The 16,173-nt window shown below is 68.6% G+C and carries 15 protein-coding genes, 1 pseudogene and 1 riboswitch; of the genes and pseudogenes, 7 read left to right on the top strand and 9 right to left on the bottom strand.

The window, feature by feature from the left end; all coding sequences use genetic code 11:
* Positions 1 to 18: 18 nt before the first annotated feature.
* Together sseA and C6W92_RS09500 are read left to right on the top strand one after the other, a co-directional pair.
* On the top strand, positions 19 to 873 hold the full coding sequence (gene sseA / locus C6W92_RS09505; RefSeq protein WP_129432813.1) for a 3-mercaptopyruvate sulfurtransferase: 855 nt from the start codon (positions 19 to 21) through the stop codon (positions 871 to 873).
* Positions 874 to 2,058: an amino acid aminotransferase gene (locus tag C6W92_RS09500; protein ID WP_129432748.1), complete on the top strand. Its 1,185-nt coding sequence runs from the start codon at positions 874 to 876 to the stop codon at positions 2,056 to 2,058.
* Between the two features lie 38 nt (positions 2,059 to 2,096).
* Here the strand turns inward: C6W92_RS09500 and C6W92_RS09495 are convergent, their stop codons facing one another.
* The 3 genes from C6W92_RS09495 to C6W92_RS09485 form a co-directional block, all read right to left on the bottom strand.
* Positions 2,097 to 2,582 carry a fasciclin domain-containing protein gene (locus tag C6W92_RS09495; protein ID WP_129432747.1) on the bottom strand — a complete coding sequence of 162 codons (486 nt, stop codon included), beginning with the start codon at positions 2,580 to 2,582 and terminating at the stop codon, positions 2,097 to 2,099.
* A gap of 221 nt (positions 2,583 to 2,803) precedes the next feature.
* Complete coding sequence (gene cueR / locus C6W92_RS09490; protein ID WP_104018729.1) at positions 2,804 to 3,208, bottom strand: Cu(I)-responsive transcriptional regulator; 405 nt, start codon at positions 3,206 to 3,208, stop codon at positions 2,804 to 2,806.
* 16 nt (positions 3,209 to 3,224) lie between these two features.
* Positions 3,225 to 5,741 carry a heavy metal translocating P-type ATPase gene (locus tag C6W92_RS09485; RefSeq protein WP_129432746.1) on the bottom strand — a complete coding sequence of 839 codons (2,517 nt, stop codon included), beginning with the start codon at positions 5,739 to 5,741 and terminating at the stop codon, positions 3,225 to 3,227.
* A gap of 126 nt (positions 5,742 to 5,867) precedes the next feature.
* Positions 5,868 to 6,069: riboswitch (cobalamin riboswitch) on the top strand.
* A 92-nt stretch (positions 6,070 to 6,161) separates the two neighbouring features.
* Here C6W92_RS09485 and C6W92_RS09480 point away from each other — a divergent pair.
* Positions 6,162 to 6,449 carry a hypothetical protein gene (locus C6W92_RS09480; protein ID WP_129432745.1) on the top strand — a complete coding sequence of 96 codons (288 nt, stop codon included), beginning with the start codon at positions 6,162 to 6,164 and terminating at the stop codon, positions 6,447 to 6,449.
* Between the two features lie 228 nt (positions 6,450 to 6,677).
* Here C6W92_RS09480 and C6W92_RS09475 read toward each other — a convergent pair whose 3' ends face one another.
* A complete protein-coding gene (locus C6W92_RS09475) occupies positions 6,678 to 6,902 on the bottom strand; it encodes a DUF1127 domain-containing protein (RefSeq protein ID WP_129432744.1) in 225 nt (74 codons plus the stop codon).
* Between the two features lie 296 nt (positions 6,903 to 7,198).
* Between C6W92_RS09475 and C6W92_RS09470 the strand changes: the two genes are divergently transcribed.
* Positions 7,199 to 7,693: a L,D-transpeptidase family protein gene (locus C6W92_RS09470; protein WP_129432743.1), complete on the top strand. Its 495-nt coding sequence runs from the start codon at positions 7,199 to 7,201 to the stop codon at positions 7,691 to 7,693.
* 168 nt (positions 7,694 to 7,861) lie between these two features.
* Positions 7,862 to 9,418: a mucoidy inhibitor MuiA family protein gene (locus tag C6W92_RS09465; protein WP_241691123.1), complete on the top strand. Its 1,557-nt coding sequence runs from the start codon at positions 7,862 to 7,864 to the stop codon at positions 9,416 to 9,418.
* An 11-nt stretch (positions 9,419 to 9,429) separates the two neighbouring features.
* Here C6W92_RS09465 and C6W92_RS09460 read toward each other — a convergent pair whose 3' ends face one another.
* A complete protein-coding gene (locus tag C6W92_RS09460; protein ID WP_129432741.1) occupies positions 9,430 to 9,954 on the bottom strand; it encodes an invasion associated locus B family protein in 525 nt (174 codons plus the stop codon).
* Positions 9,955 to 10,159: 205 nt separating this feature from the next.
* Between C6W92_RS09460 and C6W92_RS09455 the strand changes: the two genes are divergently transcribed.
* On the top strand, positions 10,160 to 11,152 hold the full coding sequence (locus tag C6W92_RS09455; RefSeq protein ID WP_129432740.1) for an asparaginase: 993 nt from the start codon (positions 10,160 to 10,162) through the stop codon (positions 11,150 to 11,152).
* 153 nt (positions 11,153 to 11,305) lie between these two features.
* On the opposite strand, the gene dapA is transcribed toward C6W92_RS09455, so the two are convergent.
* Positions 11,306 to 12,181 carry a 4-hydroxy-tetrahydrodipicolinate synthase gene (gene dapA, locus C6W92_RS09450; RefSeq protein WP_129432739.1) on the bottom strand — a complete coding sequence of 292 codons (876 nt, stop codon included), beginning with the start codon at positions 12,179 to 12,181 and terminating at the stop codon, positions 11,306 to 11,308.
* A gap of 152 nt (positions 12,182 to 12,333) precedes the next feature.
* On the opposite strand from dapA, the gene C6W92_RS09445 reads away from it, so the two are divergent.
* Positions 12,334 to 14,244, top strand: coding sequence for a lytic transglycosylase domain-containing protein (locus tag C6W92_RS09445; protein ID WP_241691116.1), 1,911 nt, complete (start codon positions 12,334 to 12,336; stop codon positions 14,242 to 14,244).
* A 346-nt stretch (positions 14,245 to 14,590) separates the two neighbouring features.
* Here C6W92_RS09445 and C6W92_RS09440 read toward each other — a convergent pair whose 3' ends face one another.
* From C6W92_RS09440 to C6W92_RS17965, 3 genes and pseudogenes are all read right to left on the bottom strand, one after another.
* The gene (locus C6W92_RS09440) at positions 14,591 to 14,998 is read right to left on the bottom strand and encodes a hypothetical protein (protein WP_241691115.1); all 408 of its coding nucleotides are present in this window, start codon (positions 14,996 to 14,998) and stop codon (positions 14,591 to 14,593) included.
* A gap of 113 nt (positions 14,999 to 15,111) precedes the next feature.
* Positions 15,112 to 15,972, bottom strand: a complete 861-nt coding sequence (locus C6W92_RS09435; protein ID WP_129432737.1) for a helix-turn-helix transcriptional regulator — start codon at positions 15,970 to 15,972, stop codon at positions 15,112 to 15,114.
* 74 nt (positions 15,973 to 16,046) lie between these two features.
* Positions 16,047 to 16,173 (bottom strand): annotated as a pseudogene (locus C6W92_RS17965) (MBL fold metallo-hydrolase); the annotation flags it as partial.

The raw sequence follows: 16,173 nt of genomic DNA, 5'->3' as shown, positions 1-16,173 counted from the left end.
TTTCGGGGGGCCGAGACGGTGCATGACGATCCCAAGACCCTTGTTTCGACCGACTGGCTGGCGGCGCATCTCAAGGATCCCGACCTGCGGGTTCTCGACGCCACCGCCTTTCTGCCCGGCACCGGGCGCGACGCACGCGCCGAATACGAGGGCGCACATATCCCCGGCGCGCGGTTCTTCGATATCGACGATATCAGCGATGGCCGGTCCGAGTTGCCGCATATGGTGCCGCCGGTGGAGAAATTCATGTCGCGGCTACGCGCGATGGGGGTGGGCGACGGCCATCAGGTGGTGGTCTACGACACGCATGGCCTGTTCTCGGCGGCGCGGGTGTGGTGGCTGTTTCGGCTGATGGGGCATGACGACGTTGCCGTGCTCGACGGTGGATTCCCCAAATGGCAGGCTGAGGGCCGCGAGATCGAGGATCTGCCCCCTGTCATCCGTGACCGGCACATGACGGTGCGGCGGCAGAATCACATGGTGCGCGACGTCACGCAGGTTTCGGCCGCGACCAAGCTGGGCGATCACGAGATCCTCGATGCGCGACCGGCTGGCCGCTTTCGCGGCGAGGAGCCGGAGCCGCGCGAGGGCCTGCGCGGCGGGCATATCCCGGGATCGAAGAGCGTGCCGGCCTCGGCGCTCCTGAATCCCGACAAGACGATGAAATCGCCCGAGGATCTGCGCGCCGTGCTCGAAGCTGCCGGTGTCGATCTCGGCAAACCCGCGATCACCACCTGCGGCTCTGGGCTGACGGCGGCGATCATCAACCTTGCGCTGGAACGGATCGGCAAGGCCGACCATGCGCTTTACGACGGATCATGGGCGGAATGGGGCGCGTATCCGACGCTGCCCGTCGCCACGGGAGACAACTGAATGTTCGAACATCTCAAGGAAAAGCCGGCTGACAAGATCATCGCGCTGGGGCAGGCCTTTCGCGAGGACCTGCGCGAGACCAAGATCGACCTCGGCGTGGGCGTCTACAAGAACCCCGAGGGCGTGACCCCTGTCATGCGCGCCGTCAAGGCCGCCGAGAAGCGGCTATGGGAACAAGAGACGACCAAGAGCTACACCGCGCTTGCCGGAGACCCGGCCTTCACCGACGCGATGGCGGGGCTGGTTCTGGGCGACGCCGTGCCGCGCGATAACGTCGCCACGCTGGCCACGCCGGGTGGCACCGGCGCGGTGCGGCAGGCGTTCGACCTCGTGCGCATGGCCAATCCGGGCGCGCGTGTCTTCGTGTCCGACCCGACATGGCCCAACCACCTGAGCATCCTCGCCTATCTCGGGATGGAAGTGGTGAATTACCGCTATTTCGACAGCACCACCTGCGCGGTGGATTTCGACGGGATGATGGCCGACCTGGAGGGCGTGCGCGCGGGTGACGTGGTGCTGCTGCATGGCTGCTGCCACAACCCGACCGGGGCCAACCTCACGATGCCGGAATGGCGCGCGGTGGTCGAGCGGCTGAACGCGGCGGGTGCGCTGCCGATGATCGACATCGCCTACCAGGGCTTCGGCGACGGGCTCGACGCGGACGCCGCGGCGGTGCGGTATGTGGCGGCGAACTGTCCCGAGGTGCTGATCGCGGCGAGCTGTTCCAAGAACTTCGGCATCTACCGAGAGCGCACCGGCATCCTGATGGCGGTGATGCAGGAGGCGGGGCTGCGCACGCTGACGCAGGCCAACCTCGCCTATCTCAACCGGCAGACCTATTCCTTTCCGCCCGATCACGGCGCCCGGTTGGTGAGCATGGTGCTGACCGACGATGCCCTGCGCGCCGACTGGCAGGCAGAGCTGGAGGATGTGCGGCAAGGGATGCTGCGGCTGCGCGAGCAGTTGGCGGGCGAATTGCAGCGGCTCTCGGGCTCGGACCGGTTCGGCTTCATCGCGCAGCACCGGGGGATGTTCTCGCGTCTCGGGGCCACGCCGGAACAGGTCGAGCGCCTGCGCGCCGATCACGGCATCTACATGATCGGCGATAGCCGCATCAACATCGCCGGGTTGAACGACAAAACCGTGCCGATCCTTGCGAAAGCGCTGATCGACGCGGGGGTGTGATCGCAAGGGCGGCCCGCGAGGGCCGCCCCCGGACGCGCTTACTTGGGCATGATCACGCCGTCGATGACGTGAATGACGCCGTTGCTGGCCTCGATATCGGCCTGGACCACGTTGGCGCTGTCCACCGTGACACCGCCCTCGGTGCCGATGGTGACTTTGCCACCCTGCGCGGTCTCGGCCATCATGCCGTCCGATAGGTCGCCCGACATCACCTTGCCCGGCACCACGTGATAGGTGAGGATCGCGGTGAGCTGGTCCTTGTTCTCGGGCTTGAGCAGATCCTCGACCGTGCCCTCGGGCAACGCCGCGAACGCCGCGTTGCTGGGCGCGAATACGGTGAAGGGGCCATCGCCCTTGAGCGTCTCGACGAGATCGGCGGCCTTCAGCGCGGCGACGAGGGTCGAGAAGCTCTCGTTGCCCGTGGCGATGTCCACGATGTCCATCTTGTCGCCGTGCCCGTCGGCGAACGCGGGGCCTGCCATCACGGCTGCGGCGGTCAGGGCCAGGTAGGTTCTGCGAAGCATGTCGTATCCTCCGTTTCCGGTTTGCGTTGACGACACCTGTTTGCGGTATCGTTGCGAGGACTACGGTAGGGAGGACGCCGCGGTTCAGCGGGGATTTCCGCTCATGCGGCTTGACGAAAAGGGGGCAACCGCTAAGCCGGGGGTGATTGAAATATCCAATCACGATCTTGTGAATTTTATTGGCCTCGCGGCCTTGGTGCGGCGGCGCTGACGGTGCCCGGTCAGGTCTCGGCCTTGTCGTCCTCCAGCGCCAGATCTGCGAGGATCGGGCAGTCGGGGCGGTGGTCGCCTGCGCAGGCCTCGACGAGGTGGGCCAGCGTGGCGCGCATCGCGCCAAGCTCGGCGAGCTTGCCGTCGATCTTTTCCAGATGCGCCTTGGCGATGTGCCGGACATCTGCGCTCGCGCGGCCCTCGTCCTCGTAAAGCGCGAGCAGCCCGCGGCAGTCGTCGATGGAGAACCCCAGAGACCGCGCGCGGCCGAGGAAGCCCAGCTTGTGCACGTCGCGCTCGCGGAACTGGCGATAGCCGTTCTCGCCGCGCAGGGGGCGGACGAGGCCGATCTCCTCGTAATAGCGGATGGTCTTGGCCGGCAGGCCGGTGCGTTGCGAGACATCGCCGATATTCATGGTCGCTCTCCTCTCGTTACCCGGCGGTGGCCGGGTGCGCGGCCACCGGTGCCGTGGCCTGGGGACGTCCACCTGTCTCGTCACCCAACATCGGGCGCAGCCGCCGCAGGCGCAGCGCGTTCGAAACGACGAAGACCGAGCTGAGGGCCATCGCCCCCGCCGCAAGAACTGGCGAGAGCAGCACGCCAGAGACGGGGTAGAGCACCCCGGCCGCCACCGGGATGAGCGCCACGTTGTAGCCGAAGGCCCAGACGAGGTTCTGCCGAATGTTGCGCATGGTCGCGCGCGACACCGCGACCGCGCCCATTACCCCGCCCAGATCGCCCGACATGAGCACCACGTCGGCGGCCTCGATGGCGATATCGGTGCCTGTCCCGATGGCGATGCCCACATCCGCCTGCGCCAGCGCCGGCGCATCGTTGATCCCGTCGCCGACAAAGGCCACAGCGCCACGCGCCTGCATGTCCTTGAGCGCCGTGACCTTGTCCTCCGGCAGCAGCCCGGCCACCACCTCGTCGATGCCGGTCTCGCGGGCGATGGCCTCTGCCGTCTCGCGCTTGTCGCCGGTCAGCATCACCACGCGCAGCCCTGCCCCGCGCAGGGCGGCGATGGCCGCCACGCTCGACGGCTTCACGGGGTCGGCGACCGCGATCACGGCGGCGAGCCGCCCGTCGATCGCGGCAAAGAGCGCCGTGCGCCCGCGCGCAGCGAGGTCGGCCTCGGTCCGGGCGAGGGGCGCGGTGTCGATATTCTCGCGCGTCATCAGCCGGTCGGCCCCCACCAGCACGTCGCGCCCCGCGACCTGCGCCCGCACGCCGTGGCCGGTGATCGTCTCGAACTGGGTCACCTCCACCATCTCCGCCCCTTCGGCACGGGCGGCGCGCGCGATGGCATCGGCGACCGGGTGCTCCGAGCGCGCCTCGACCGCGGCGACCAGCCGCAGCACCTCGGCCCGGTCCATCCCCTCGGCCAGCACCAGGTCGGTCATCTCGGGGTGGCCCTCGGTCACGGTCCCGGTCTTGTCGAGTGCCACCGTTCTGACCCCCGCCAGCGCCTGAAGCGCGTCGCCCTTGCGGAACAGCACGCCCATGTCGGCCGCGCGCCCGGTGCCCACCATGATCGAGGTGGGCGTCGCCAGCCCCATCGCGCAGGGACAGGCGATGATGAGCACCGACACCCCCGCCACCAGCGCCAGCGTCAGCGCGGGGTCCGGGCCGACCGCGAGCCACACAGCCACCGTCAGCGCCGCCACGGCCATGACCGCGGGAACGAACCACAACGTGATCCGGTCCACCATGCCCTGAATCGGCAGCTTGGCGCCCTGCGCCTCTTCGACCATGCGGATGATCTGCGCCAGCGTGGTATCGGCCCCCACCCGCGTGGCGCGCAGCATGAGGCTGCCCGCGCCGTTGACCGTGCCGCCGGTCACTGCGTCTCCGGGGTCCTTGGCCACCGGGACCGGCTCGCCGGTGATCATGCTCTCGTCGACATGGGCGCTGCCCTCGGTTACCTCACCATCCACAGGGATACGCTCTCCGGGGCGCACGAGCACGATATCGCCGGGCACGATGGCGTCGATCTCTACCTCTTCGGCCGTGCCGTCGCGCATCACCCGCGCAGTGCGTGCCTGCAGGCCCATCAACCGCTCGATCGCCGCGCCGGTCCGGCCCTTGGCGCGCGCCTCCAGCCAGCGGCCCAGCAGGATCAGCACCACGATCACCGCCGCTGCCTCGAAATAGACGGCGCGCACCGCCTCGGGCAGGACGCCGGGCAGGAAGGTTGCCACCACCGAGTAGCCATAGGCGGCCCCGGTCCCGAGCGCCACGAGACTGTTCATGTCCGGCGCGCCGCGCAGGAGCGCCGGGATACCCGTGCGGTAGAAGCCGCGGCCCGGTCCGGCCAGAACCAGCGTTGTGAGCACGAACTGCAGAATCCAGCTTGCCTGCATCCCCACCGTGTCGGCGATCAGCGTGTGCAGCGCGGGGATGGCGTGGCCACCCATTTCCAGTACGAAGACCGGCAGCGCCAGCACCGCCGCCAGACCCGTGCGCCGCGCCATTTTGCGCGCTTCGTCTGTCTTGCGCGCGGTCGCGTCGCGCGATTCACCGCCCTGCGCGGGGGTGGCCGGATAGCCCGCTTCGCCGGCGGCTACGGCCAGATCGCGTGCCGTGACCATGCCCTCGGCATGGATCACCCGCGCGCTCTCGGTGGCGAGGTTTACCCGCACGTCGAGCACGCCCGGCAGGTCGGCGAGCGCCGCCTCGACCCGGCCCACGCAGGATGCGCAGGACATCTTGTCCACCGAGAGCACCGTCTCTGCCTTGCGCATGGGGTACCCCGCGCGGTCGAGCGCTGCCGCGATTTTGCGCAGCGGGACTGAGCCCAAGGTCTCTATTCGCGCCGAGGCATCCGCGAGGTTGACGTCGGCGTGCATTACGCCCTCGACCGCGGAAAGCGCCTCTTCGGTCCGTCGCACGCAGCCCGCGCAGGTCAGCCCGTCGAGGAAAATCCTGATTTGCCGTGTCCCGGTCATCCCGGCTCTCCGTTTTTCCAAGTGTCTGATCGTGACATAGAGATTCCCGCTACTGGAAGGTCAAGGGTCGTGCCGCTTTTCGATCCGCGATCTTCGCCTTTGCGCTTGCGGGCGCGGGGCTCGGTGTTAGCCTGCCTGCATCATGGTGCCGCCCCTCGGGGCGGAGAATTGGGAAGCCGGTGCGACTCCGGCGCTGCCCCCGCAACGGTAAGGGAGGGCGACGAGGCGTTACGCCACTGGGCCGAAGACAGCCCGGGAAGGTGCCTCGCGCATGGGCCGACAGCCCGTCACCCAAGCCCGGAAACCAGCCATGATCCACGTCGAATCGCGGTGGGCGATGCGGGCGTTTGTGCGTGCCCGCGCGCCATCGCCCCGCCCACTGCCCCATCCGGCCCGGGGTGCGGTCGGGGAGAATGAAGCATGACGGATTTTGACCGAATCATCGACGCCCTCGAGGAAAGCCCGGCTGAGGGTGCGCAAGCGATGGCCGCCGCGCGGCTGGGTTTTCTGGAATGGGTGTTTGCCACGCCCGGCCCGCTCACCGCGCGGATGGCGCGCGACGCGCTCGACACGCAGGCCGCCCGTGACGCGCAAAGCCCGGCGGCGCGGGCCTTCGTTGGCTGTGTCCGCGAGGCTGGTACGCCTGCCCGAGCCTGCTATGCAGGCCGCCGCGCCGCGCGGGCAAAGCGCGCACGATGGCTCAACTGACATCTCGGGGCAGGGCGGCAGAAAAGGAAAACGGCGACACCAGGGAGGAGGAGGGTGCCGCCGTTCTCTTTCGCGTCGGGCCTCAGGGAGGAGGAGGAGACCGTCAGCTATCTTTCAGGATCGTTTTCGCGACCCTGTCGTTCGGTCCCGGGCTCTTGGGAGGAGGAGAGAGAGCCCGCGACCGTCACGGATGCGCCAGGGAGGAGGAGAGGCGCAACCGTATTCCGTTCAGCGCCGTGCGCCGTATACCGAGTCGCGCGCGACCCGGCGAATTTCGCTGCGATGCAGGCCAAGGTCGGCCAGATCGCGGTTGCTCAGCTCGGAAAGCTCGCGCACCGTGCGGCGGTAGGCGATAAAGGCTGCGACACGCTGCGCTGCGGCGCGAACGGTGTTGCGAAGCTCGCCCCACGCCGTGCCTGCTGTGCCATATTGCGTTACGATCGACCGTGCCATGTTCTTTCCCTTGCGATTTTCTTCGCTTTAGCTGTTCGAAGCCACTCTGTTTGGCCCCGGTTGATGCAAAGATAGCTTCTTTCTGCGCGTGCACAATACCAGCTTGAACATTTCTGCCATGCAGAAAACGCATGGCAGAAAGTGACCTAACGTCAGGCAAACGCATATCTTTTCATCGCTAACTGATGCCATTCTGCGCACCATTTGAAGATTTCGCTCTGCGGCGATGCGGCATGCGTGTGATGTTCGCGGCGAAAATATCTGGATCGGGCGGCCGCACATGGTAGCAAAGGGGCATGACACCAAACGACCTCGTTCTCACCCCCACCGGTCTACGCTTTGGCGGGCGGCGTTATCCCTGCACGATCGGGCGCGGCGGCATATCGGGTGCCAAGCGCGAGGGCGATGGTGCGACGCCTGCCGGCATCCATCGCATTGTCGGGATGCTCTACCGTCCCGACCGCATGGCGCGGCCCGCCAACTGGGCGCTGCCGATCAGGCCCGGCGATCTGTGGTCCGACGATCCCGACCACGAGGATTACAACCTCATGGTACGCGCGCCCTATCCGCACAGTCATGAGGTCTTGCGCCGCGCCGATCCGCTCTATGACCTCGTGATCGTGACCGACTGGAACTGGCCCCGCGCCGCGCGCGGGCGTGGGTCGTGCATCTTCGTGCATCGCTGGCGCAGGCCGGGCTATCCGACCGCGGGCTGCATCGCGCTGCGACCCGATCACCTGCGCCGAATAGCGGCGGGCATCTGCCACGGGACGCGGCTGATCGTGCGGTAGAAGGGGCCGGAACAGTCCCCGGTTCCCTGGGCGCGCCGTCGCGCTTGCGCTCTGTTCCCGAAACACCCAAGTATCACAGAAGCTGATTGGAGGTTTCCCATGCGCGGCGTGTCCCTTGCCCTTTCGCTTGTTCTTGTTGCTTCCCCGGTGCTGGCCGATGACTTGGCTGTGACCAGTCGGGTGAGCGCCGCGACCGTCTATCCAGAGGGTGCGACCGTCACCCGCGAGGCGGCGTTTTCGACCCCCGCCGGAGAGCATGAGCTGATCCTCACCGACCTGCCGCGCGACACGCCGCTGGCGTCGGTACGGGTGGCGCTGGACGGCGCGCGGCTGGGTGGTGTGCGCACACGCGAGGATTACGTGCCACCACGGCAGGCCGAGGACGACGCCAAGGTGCAGGCCGCGCGGGCCGAGGTCGAGCGTCTGGAGGAGGCGCTGCGTGCTGGCCGTGCCGAGGTGGCCGATATCCGGCTGGAGGCCGATGCGGCCCGGGCGCGGCTGCGCTTTCTCGACGGCATCGGCAAGGCCGAGGGGCTGGCGGCGCAGGAGCCGGCCACGCTGGGCGATCTGGTGGCGATGATCGGGCGCGAGACGCTGGAGGCACGCCGCGCCGAGACCGGGGCCGAGCGCCGTGCCGATGCCGCCGAGCGCGCGCTCAAGGACCTGGTGGAGAAGCTGTCGCGCGCGCGGCAGGCGCTGAAGGCGCTGGTGCCCGAGACCGGGCCGCGCGCCCTGCTCGCTGTCGCCATCCGCGCCGACGCGGCCACCGAGGGGCAGCTCACCGTCAGCTACACGGTGCCGCAGGCGGGCTGGCAGCCGCTCTACGATCTGCACCTTGCGCGTGACGAGGGCCAGGTGCGGATCGAGCGCGGGGCCTTCGTGCGGCAGGAGACCGGCGAAAATTGGCGCGACATCGCGCTCACCCTCTCGACCCGGCGTCCGGCGCAGCAGGGCGCGCCGGGCGAGATCCACCCGTGGATCCCGCGGCTCGGCGATCCCGACGAGATCCGCCCGATGCCCCGGGTGAAGGGTGAAGGCGCGCTGATGGAGATGGCCGCGCCCGCCGCCGCGGCGGCCGAGGCCGACATGGCGCGGCCCGAGTTCGACGGGCTGTCGGTGCGCTACGCCTATCCCGCGCCGGTGAGCGTCGCCACCGGGGCAGACCGGGTGCGGCTCATGCTGTCGCCCATCGAGGCCGACGCAGAGATCAGGGCGCGGGCGGTGCCACTGGTGGACGAGACCGCCTTCCTCATGGCGCGGGTGACCAATTCGAACGAGGATGTGATCCTGCCCACGTCCGAGGCGCGCTTCTATCTCGACGGGCGCTATGTCGGGCAGCGCTGGCTGCCCTTTGCCGCGGCGGGCGCGGAGATGGCGCTCTCGTTCGGGCCGATCGAGGGGCTGACGCTGAAGCGCGTCGTCAAGACGCGCTCGGAGGGGGATCGCGGCCTCATCAACCGTGCCAGCGAGCGCCGCGAGACGGTGGAGATCACCGTCGAGAACCTCACCGGCGAGAGCTGGCCGGTCACCGTGCTCGACCGTGTGCCGGTGTCCGAGCAGGACGACCTGCGCATCACGTGGAATGCGCGGCCCGATCCCGACGAGACCGACGTCGAGGACAAACGGGGCATCCTCGCCTGGCGGTTCGACCTGGAGGCGGGTGCGCAGCGCACCATCACCCTCGATACGCAGATGAGCTGGCCCGAGGGCAAGGTGCTGCGCTGAGGTGGCGGCGGTCAGCCGCTACAGCGCTTCTCCGCCTCTTCGACTGCGGCGGTGTAGCCCAGAAGCGAAAAGGTGTCCTTGGTCTGGGTGCCACGCGTGGAGCGGGCGGTGAGTACCGCGTCAATCCCGCGCTTCATTGCCGCGAGGATCTTCGCGTCATCCTCTACGGTGGCGGGCCATGCCCATTCGCCTTCGCTGAACAGCTCGAAGCTGTCGTCACCGATGCGCAGGTTCACGGTCGAGCCCTTTGCGAAGGGATAGCCGCCGGTGAAGGTGATCTGCCCCTGCACGTCGGCAGCGGGGCGAAAGAAGGTCATCAGCAGAATATCGCCGCGCCGCACCGCCACCACGCGGCCATCGCGGGTGTTCACTGTCTCGGTGGGGGCCGAAACCGCCCAGCATTCGCGCGGATCGGTATCTTCGAACACGCTCCATGCCGTGTTCGTCGCCACCTGATTCGTGCTCGTGTCCTGCGCAGTGGTCGTCGTCGCCGCCGCACATGCCAGTGCAAGGGCGAGGCCTCGTGCAAGTCCCATCATCATGTTCCAGCCTCCAAGCCGTCCCAGCCTCAATCTTTCGACCGGCCGCCGCCCTTTACAGGCCTGTTGTATTGTGCGACCGATCCACGTTCGACGCATCGAGACTAGCGCGAATTGGACGGGAAGTGAAAGGCGGAATTGGCGGGTCTCCGCGAATCGTGTGGCCTCTTCCCGCGCCGGGCGCGCAGACCGGAGACCACGCATGACCCACCCCGTTCCCCTTGCCGAAGTTTGGCGCGGACCGCGCCCCGAGAGCGTTCACCTCGGTCACGCCGTGATCTGCGATGCGCGAGGCGAAATCGTCGAGGCATGGGGTAACCCCGACGAGGTGGTGCTGCCGCGCTCCTCGGCCAAGATGATCCAGGCGCTACCGCTGGTGGCTTCGGGGGCGGCGGACGCGGCGGGGCTGACGCCCGAACATCTGGCGCTGGCCTGCGCGTCGCATAGCGGCGCGGCGATCCATACCGACAGGGTGGGCCGCTGGATTGCCGGGATAGGTCACGGCGACGATGATTTCCGCTGCGGCGCGCATATGCCGTGGGACAAGGCCGCGCATGATGCGCTGCTTTGTTCGGGTGGTACGCCTTGTCAGGTGCATAACAACTGTTCCGGCAAGCATGCCGGGTTTCTCACCCTCAACCGGCATCTCGGTGGCGGCCCCGACTATGTCGAACCCGACCACCCGGTGCAGCGCGCGGTGATGGAGGCGTTCGAGACCGTTACCGACCAATCCTCGCCCTATTTCGGGATCGACGGCTGTTCTGCCCCCAATCCGGCCACCACGCTGCGGGCGATGGCGCGGGCGATGGCGTGGTATGCGAGCGCGGGCGAGGCCACCGCCGAGGAACGCGCCGCCCGCAGGCTATGGCAGGCGATGGTGGCTCATCCTGATCTGGTGGCGGGCGAGGGGCGGGCCTGCACCGAGTTGATGCGTGCCTGCTCGGAGCCGGTGGCGCTCAAGACCGGGGCGGAGGCGTTCTATATCGCGATCCTTCCGCGGCGGGGCCTCGGCGTCGCGCTAAAGATCGCCGACGGCGGCACGCGCGGCGCGGAATGTGCCATCGCCTCGATTCTCGTGCGGTTGGGGGTGCTCGACCCCCAGCATCCGGCGGCGTGCAAGGTGCGCAACGCGCCGATCATCAACTGGCGCGGCATCGAGACAGGCGCGATTCGGCCCGCCGCTACGATGGCCTGATACAGGCAGAGGAGATCGACAAGGCGGGCATCGCGACCCGGAGCCGGCGCCGACTTGCGTCTTGCGATCGGTGAATGTGCAAGATCGGCTGTCCGGGGGCAGGGCGCGTGAATGCGCCTGAACGCACCCCAGGCCTGGCCCCGCGATCCCTGCTCAGTTGATGAGCCCGGCGTGGCGCAAGCCCTCCTCGACCAGCGCTTTGGTCGGATCGCTCAGGCCCACGAGCGGCAGGCGTACCTCGTCGCTGCACAGCCCCAGCCGCGACATCGCGTACTTGACGCCCACCAGCCCCGGCTCGACAAAGATCGCCCGGTGCAGCGGCATCAGCCGATCCTGCAATTCGAGCGCGGTGGCATAGTCCCCCGCCAGCGTCGCCTCCTGCACCTGCGCTACCAGTTTGGGCGCGACATTGGCGGTGACCGAGATGACACCCTGACCGCCCTGCGCGTTGAATCCGTGGGCGGTGGCGTCCTCGCCCGAGATCTGGATGAAATCCTTACCGCAGGCGATGCGCTGCGTGCTGACGCGGGCAAGATCGCCGGTGGCGTCCTTGACGCCGATGATACGCGGAAGCTGTGCCAGCTTGCCCATCGTCTCGGGGAGCATGTCCACCACCGACCGGCCGGGAATGTTGTAGATGATGATCGGCAGTTCGCAGCAATCGTGCAGTGCGGTGAAATGCGCGATCAGCCCCGCCTGCGTGGGCTTGTTGTAATAGGGTGTCACGACCAGCGCGGCATCCGCGCCCACCGTTTCGGCATGGCGCATGAAGCGGATCGCCTCGATCGTGTTGTTAGAGCCCGCCCCCGCGATCACCGGGACGCGCCCGGCGGCGGCGCGCACCACCTCGTCGATTACACGCTCGTGCTCTTCGTGGGTAAGCGTCGGGCTCTCGCCCGTGGTGCCTACGGGGACGAGCCCGCGGCTGCCCTCGCCGATGTGCCATTCCACGAGAGTCCGAAGCGTCTCGTAATCCACCTCGCCGTTCCTGAACGGTGTAACGAGGGCAGGGAAGGATCCTTTGAACATCACGCGCTCCTTGTGGTCTCGGGCGGCGACCGGTCCTCCACTCGTGAGTGGACCGCGCGGACCGCGCCGCCTAGGCTGGGGACGTCTATCCTGATTCAGCGCGCAAAAGGCAAGGGATGTTGCGGCTTCTGGCGATGGTTTTGATCTGTGCAATGCCCCTCGGTGCGGCGTCTGCGGCCTCCGACGTGCCGCGCATTGCGCCGCGTCCGCTGGCCAGCGCGCTTGAGGCCATGGGTGCGGGCCGCTGGGAGGTGGCGGCACGGCTCGCGGTGCGCGACGGCCCGGCAGCGGCCGATCTCGTCGAATGGTACCGGCTGCGCGCGGGACTGGGCGCGCCCTACGAGATCCTGAGCTTTCTGAGGCGCAATGACCACTGGCCCGGCCTTGACCTGTTGCGCCGCAACAGCGAGGCGGCGATGGCCGGCGCGGATTTTGACGCGGTGCTCGCCTTCTACGACGGGTACGTGCCGCAGACGGGCACCGGCGCGCTCTCTGCCGCCCGCGCGCGGCTGGCGCGTGGGCGGCAGGGTGAGGCCGAGGCCGGAATCGTGATGGCATGGCGGACGCTCGATCTCACCGCTGCCGAGCACGCCGATTTCCTGCGCGAATTCGGCGCGCTGCTGGCCCCCCATCACGAGGCACGGCTTGACATGGCGCTGTGGCGCGGGCTCGACGACGCCGCCCTGACGCTGCCGTTGGTGAGCGACGCCACGCGCGAGCGAGCCGAGACACGGGCGCGCGTGGCCGAGTCTGGCCCCGATGGCGTGAGCGCGACCGCGGCCCGCGACCCCGGCATCGCCTTCGCACTGTTCGAGCATTACCTCGCGCGTTCCGCCGAGGACGCCATCGCCGTGCTGTTGCGCCAGAGCCGGATCAGGGGCGGGCTTGGCGTGCCCGAGCGCTGGGCCGGCTGGCGCCGCGCGCTGGCTCGCCAGGCGATGCGGGACGGCGAAGCGGCGCGCGCCTACGAGATCGCGGCGCTGCACCAGCTTGACGAGGGTGCGAATTACGCCGACCTCGAATGGCTCGCAGGCTATATCGCGCTCATCCATCTGGGTGAGCCCGACCTCGCGCGCGATCATTTCCAGCGTTTTCGCAGCGCCGTCAGCACACCGATTTCGCTGGGGCGTGCGGGTTATTGGCTCGGCCGGGCGGTCGAGGCCGGCGGTGACGCCGAGGCGGCGCGCGCGGCCTATGCCGGAGGGGCGGATCACCCGACCAGCTTTTACGGGCTGCTCGCGGCGGAACGGATCGAGCGCGACATCGCCGAACGGGTCTTGGGCGCCGGGACCGTCCCACCATGGCGCGAGGCGGATTTCGCGCGCACCGACCTGCACGAGATCGTCACGCTGGCGCTCGACATGGACGAGACGTGGCTGGCCCGGCAATTCCTGCTGCACCTCTCGGAGACGCAAGACCGGCAGGGCCTTGCCCGCATGGGCGCGATGCTCGAAGAAATCGGAACGCCCTACCTGCAAGTCATGCTCGGCAAGGCGGCGGCCGAACGCGGCATCGTCCTGCCCGCCATCTACTACCCGCTCCATCCCCTCACGGACATGGACCTGCCCGTGCCGATGGAATGGGCGCTCGCCATCGCCCGGCGCGAGAGCGAGTTCAATCCCGTGGTGATGAGCGGCGCGGGCGCACGCGGGCTGATGCAGCTCATGCCCGCCACGGCGCGCGAGATGGCCAGCGACAGCGGGCTCGACACGGATGCCGCGCGGCTGGTGACGGACTGGCGCCACAACGTGCGGCTCGGTGCCGCCTATCTGGCGCAGTTGCGGGGGCGGTACGAGGGCAATCCGCTGCTTGTCGCCGCCGCCTACAATGCCGGGCCGTCGCGCGTGACGGACTGGCTAGAGACCTATGGCGATCCGCGGCGCATGGCCCCCGAGGCGGTGATCGACTGGATCGAGCATCTGCCCTTTCGCGAGACGCGCAACTACGTCATGCGCGTGGCCGAGAGCCTGCCGGTCTATCGCGCCCGGCTTGGCCAACCGGCGCTGCCGCGGCCCTTCTCTCTGGAAATCGGGGGCAGCGACCGCCCGCGCGGAACGGATTGACCGGCCTCGGCGCGGCGGAGTGACAGCTAGACGGCAAGCCTCGTCACGCGAGGCAGGCACGGCGGCAAGAGGTGGCAAGAGCGCCCCGTGACCGTATCCGTGCCTCGAAAACTCTGATGGAAAACGCTTGGGTTCAATCTCTGCCAGGGGCGCAGCGGGGGCGGGCATGGGCCGTCAGGGCCGCGCATCCCGGGTTTCGGTGATTGCCCCGCCTGCCCGCTGGAGAGGGCGGCGGGGCCGAAACCGGGGTGCAGACGCTTGCCGCACGGGATGTCCCGCTGGAGATGCAGCACGCCGAAGGAGAACGACACACCGCACGGGAAGGCCCGTCAGGCGCACATGCCGGTTATCCCCGGGCCAGCGGCGGTGGGGCGCGGGCGTTGTAGGCGGCGACAGGGGCCTGCGCCTCTGGGCAGCCCGCGTCGGAGAGCGGCGCGAGACGCGAGAAGGCGACGATCCGCGCCGCCGGGTCTGGTCCCGTATCGGTCAGCGTGACGGGCGACTTGAAGAAGGGGCAGGGCGCGTTCAGGTGCGGTTCGTCCTCCTGCTCTGCCGTGTCCGACGGCGCACCGACAGCATACAGGCAGAGCGCGCCGCCCAGCGCGATCACCTCTGCCAGACGCGCCTCCTGAGCGCGCTCCGCGGCGCGGGCTGCATCGGCAAGCTCGTGCTGGCACTCTAGGGCGGCGGCGGTGGCGACGCGCACGCCCAGAAGCAGCACCAAGAGGGCCGGGGCGACCCTGCCCTTTGCCATGCCCGCGATGCGTGCGCGAATGCCCATAATCACGAAATCCAATGACCCGAAATACCGGGCCGACCATTAAAACGCTACGGGGCGATCGGCCCCCGGTCAAGCCTGTGGTCACATTACGGCGACAACCACCGCACCGTGCCCATGCCAGCGGTCTCGTAGCCGCCCAGCGCCGTTGCCTTGGCGGCGATCACCTCGGAGCGCATGAAGCTCACGAGGCTTTGCACCGGCTCTGTGAAATAGGCGCGCCGGTCAATGAGCAGGTCGAACCGCTCGCGCAGCAGTGGGCGGAACACCAGCCGGAACTGCCGCGCCATCGCCTCGATCCCGAGCGTTGCCTCGGCCTCGCCGGCGGCCACCGCCGCCGCCGCCTCGCTCTCGGTGTGGGCGGGGCTGGCAGCGGTCGTGAGGTCCGTGGGTGTCAGCCCCGCCTCGGCCATCAGCCGTGCGAAAAGCGCCGTGGTGCCTGCCCCCTCCTGCCGCAGGATCACCCGCCGCCCGCGCAGGTCGGCGAAATCCCGCACCATGTCGGCCACCTGCGGCGCCAGGATCAGGCCGCGCACCCGCGTGGCCCATCCGATAAGCACCGCGTCGCGTATCCCCCGCGCCTCCAGCGCCGTGATGTTCCAGTCTTCCTCGCCGGGGATGTGCAGCCCCGCCACTGCCGCCTCACCCCGGCACCAGGCGTCGAGCCCGCCCATGCTGCCGTTCCACAGCGTCGCCAGCGCCGATCCGCTCTCGCGCAGCGCCCAGTCGAGCAGCGGATCGTGCGAGCCGGTGACCACGCCGGGGCGCGCGGGCGGTTGCAGCGCGCCCTCGCCCTCGATCCAGGCGGTAATCTCGGATTGTGGAAACAGCAGCTTGCCGGTGACCTTGCGATGCGGGATCTCGCCCGCCGCGACCATGTCATAGACCTTGCGTTCGCGGACGCGCAGCAGGTCGGCGACTTCCTTGGTAGTCAGGTAGCTGGGGTCCATCGGCTCTCGGTGATCGCTTGGGGCTTTTCCCGGTCCTAGCCGATCCGGACCGGGAAATCAGCAGGAAAGCGCGTTCAGAGCCGGTTCACCGGCACTTTCAGCATCGGGTTGCCGTCGCGGTCCTTGGGCACCGCGCCCGCGCGCATGTTGACCTGCAACGACGGCAGGATCAGCCGCGGCATGTCCAATGTCGCGTCGCGT

It is taken from the genome of Roseovarius sp. A46, from assembly GCF_004126395.1.
GTDB lineage: Bacteria > Pseudomonadota > Alphaproteobacteria > Rhodobacterales > Rhodobacteraceae > Roseovarius > Roseovarius nitratireducens.
The sequence above is the reverse complement of the archived record's forward strand: the minus strand, read 5'-3'. Positions and strand labels throughout refer to the sequence as shown.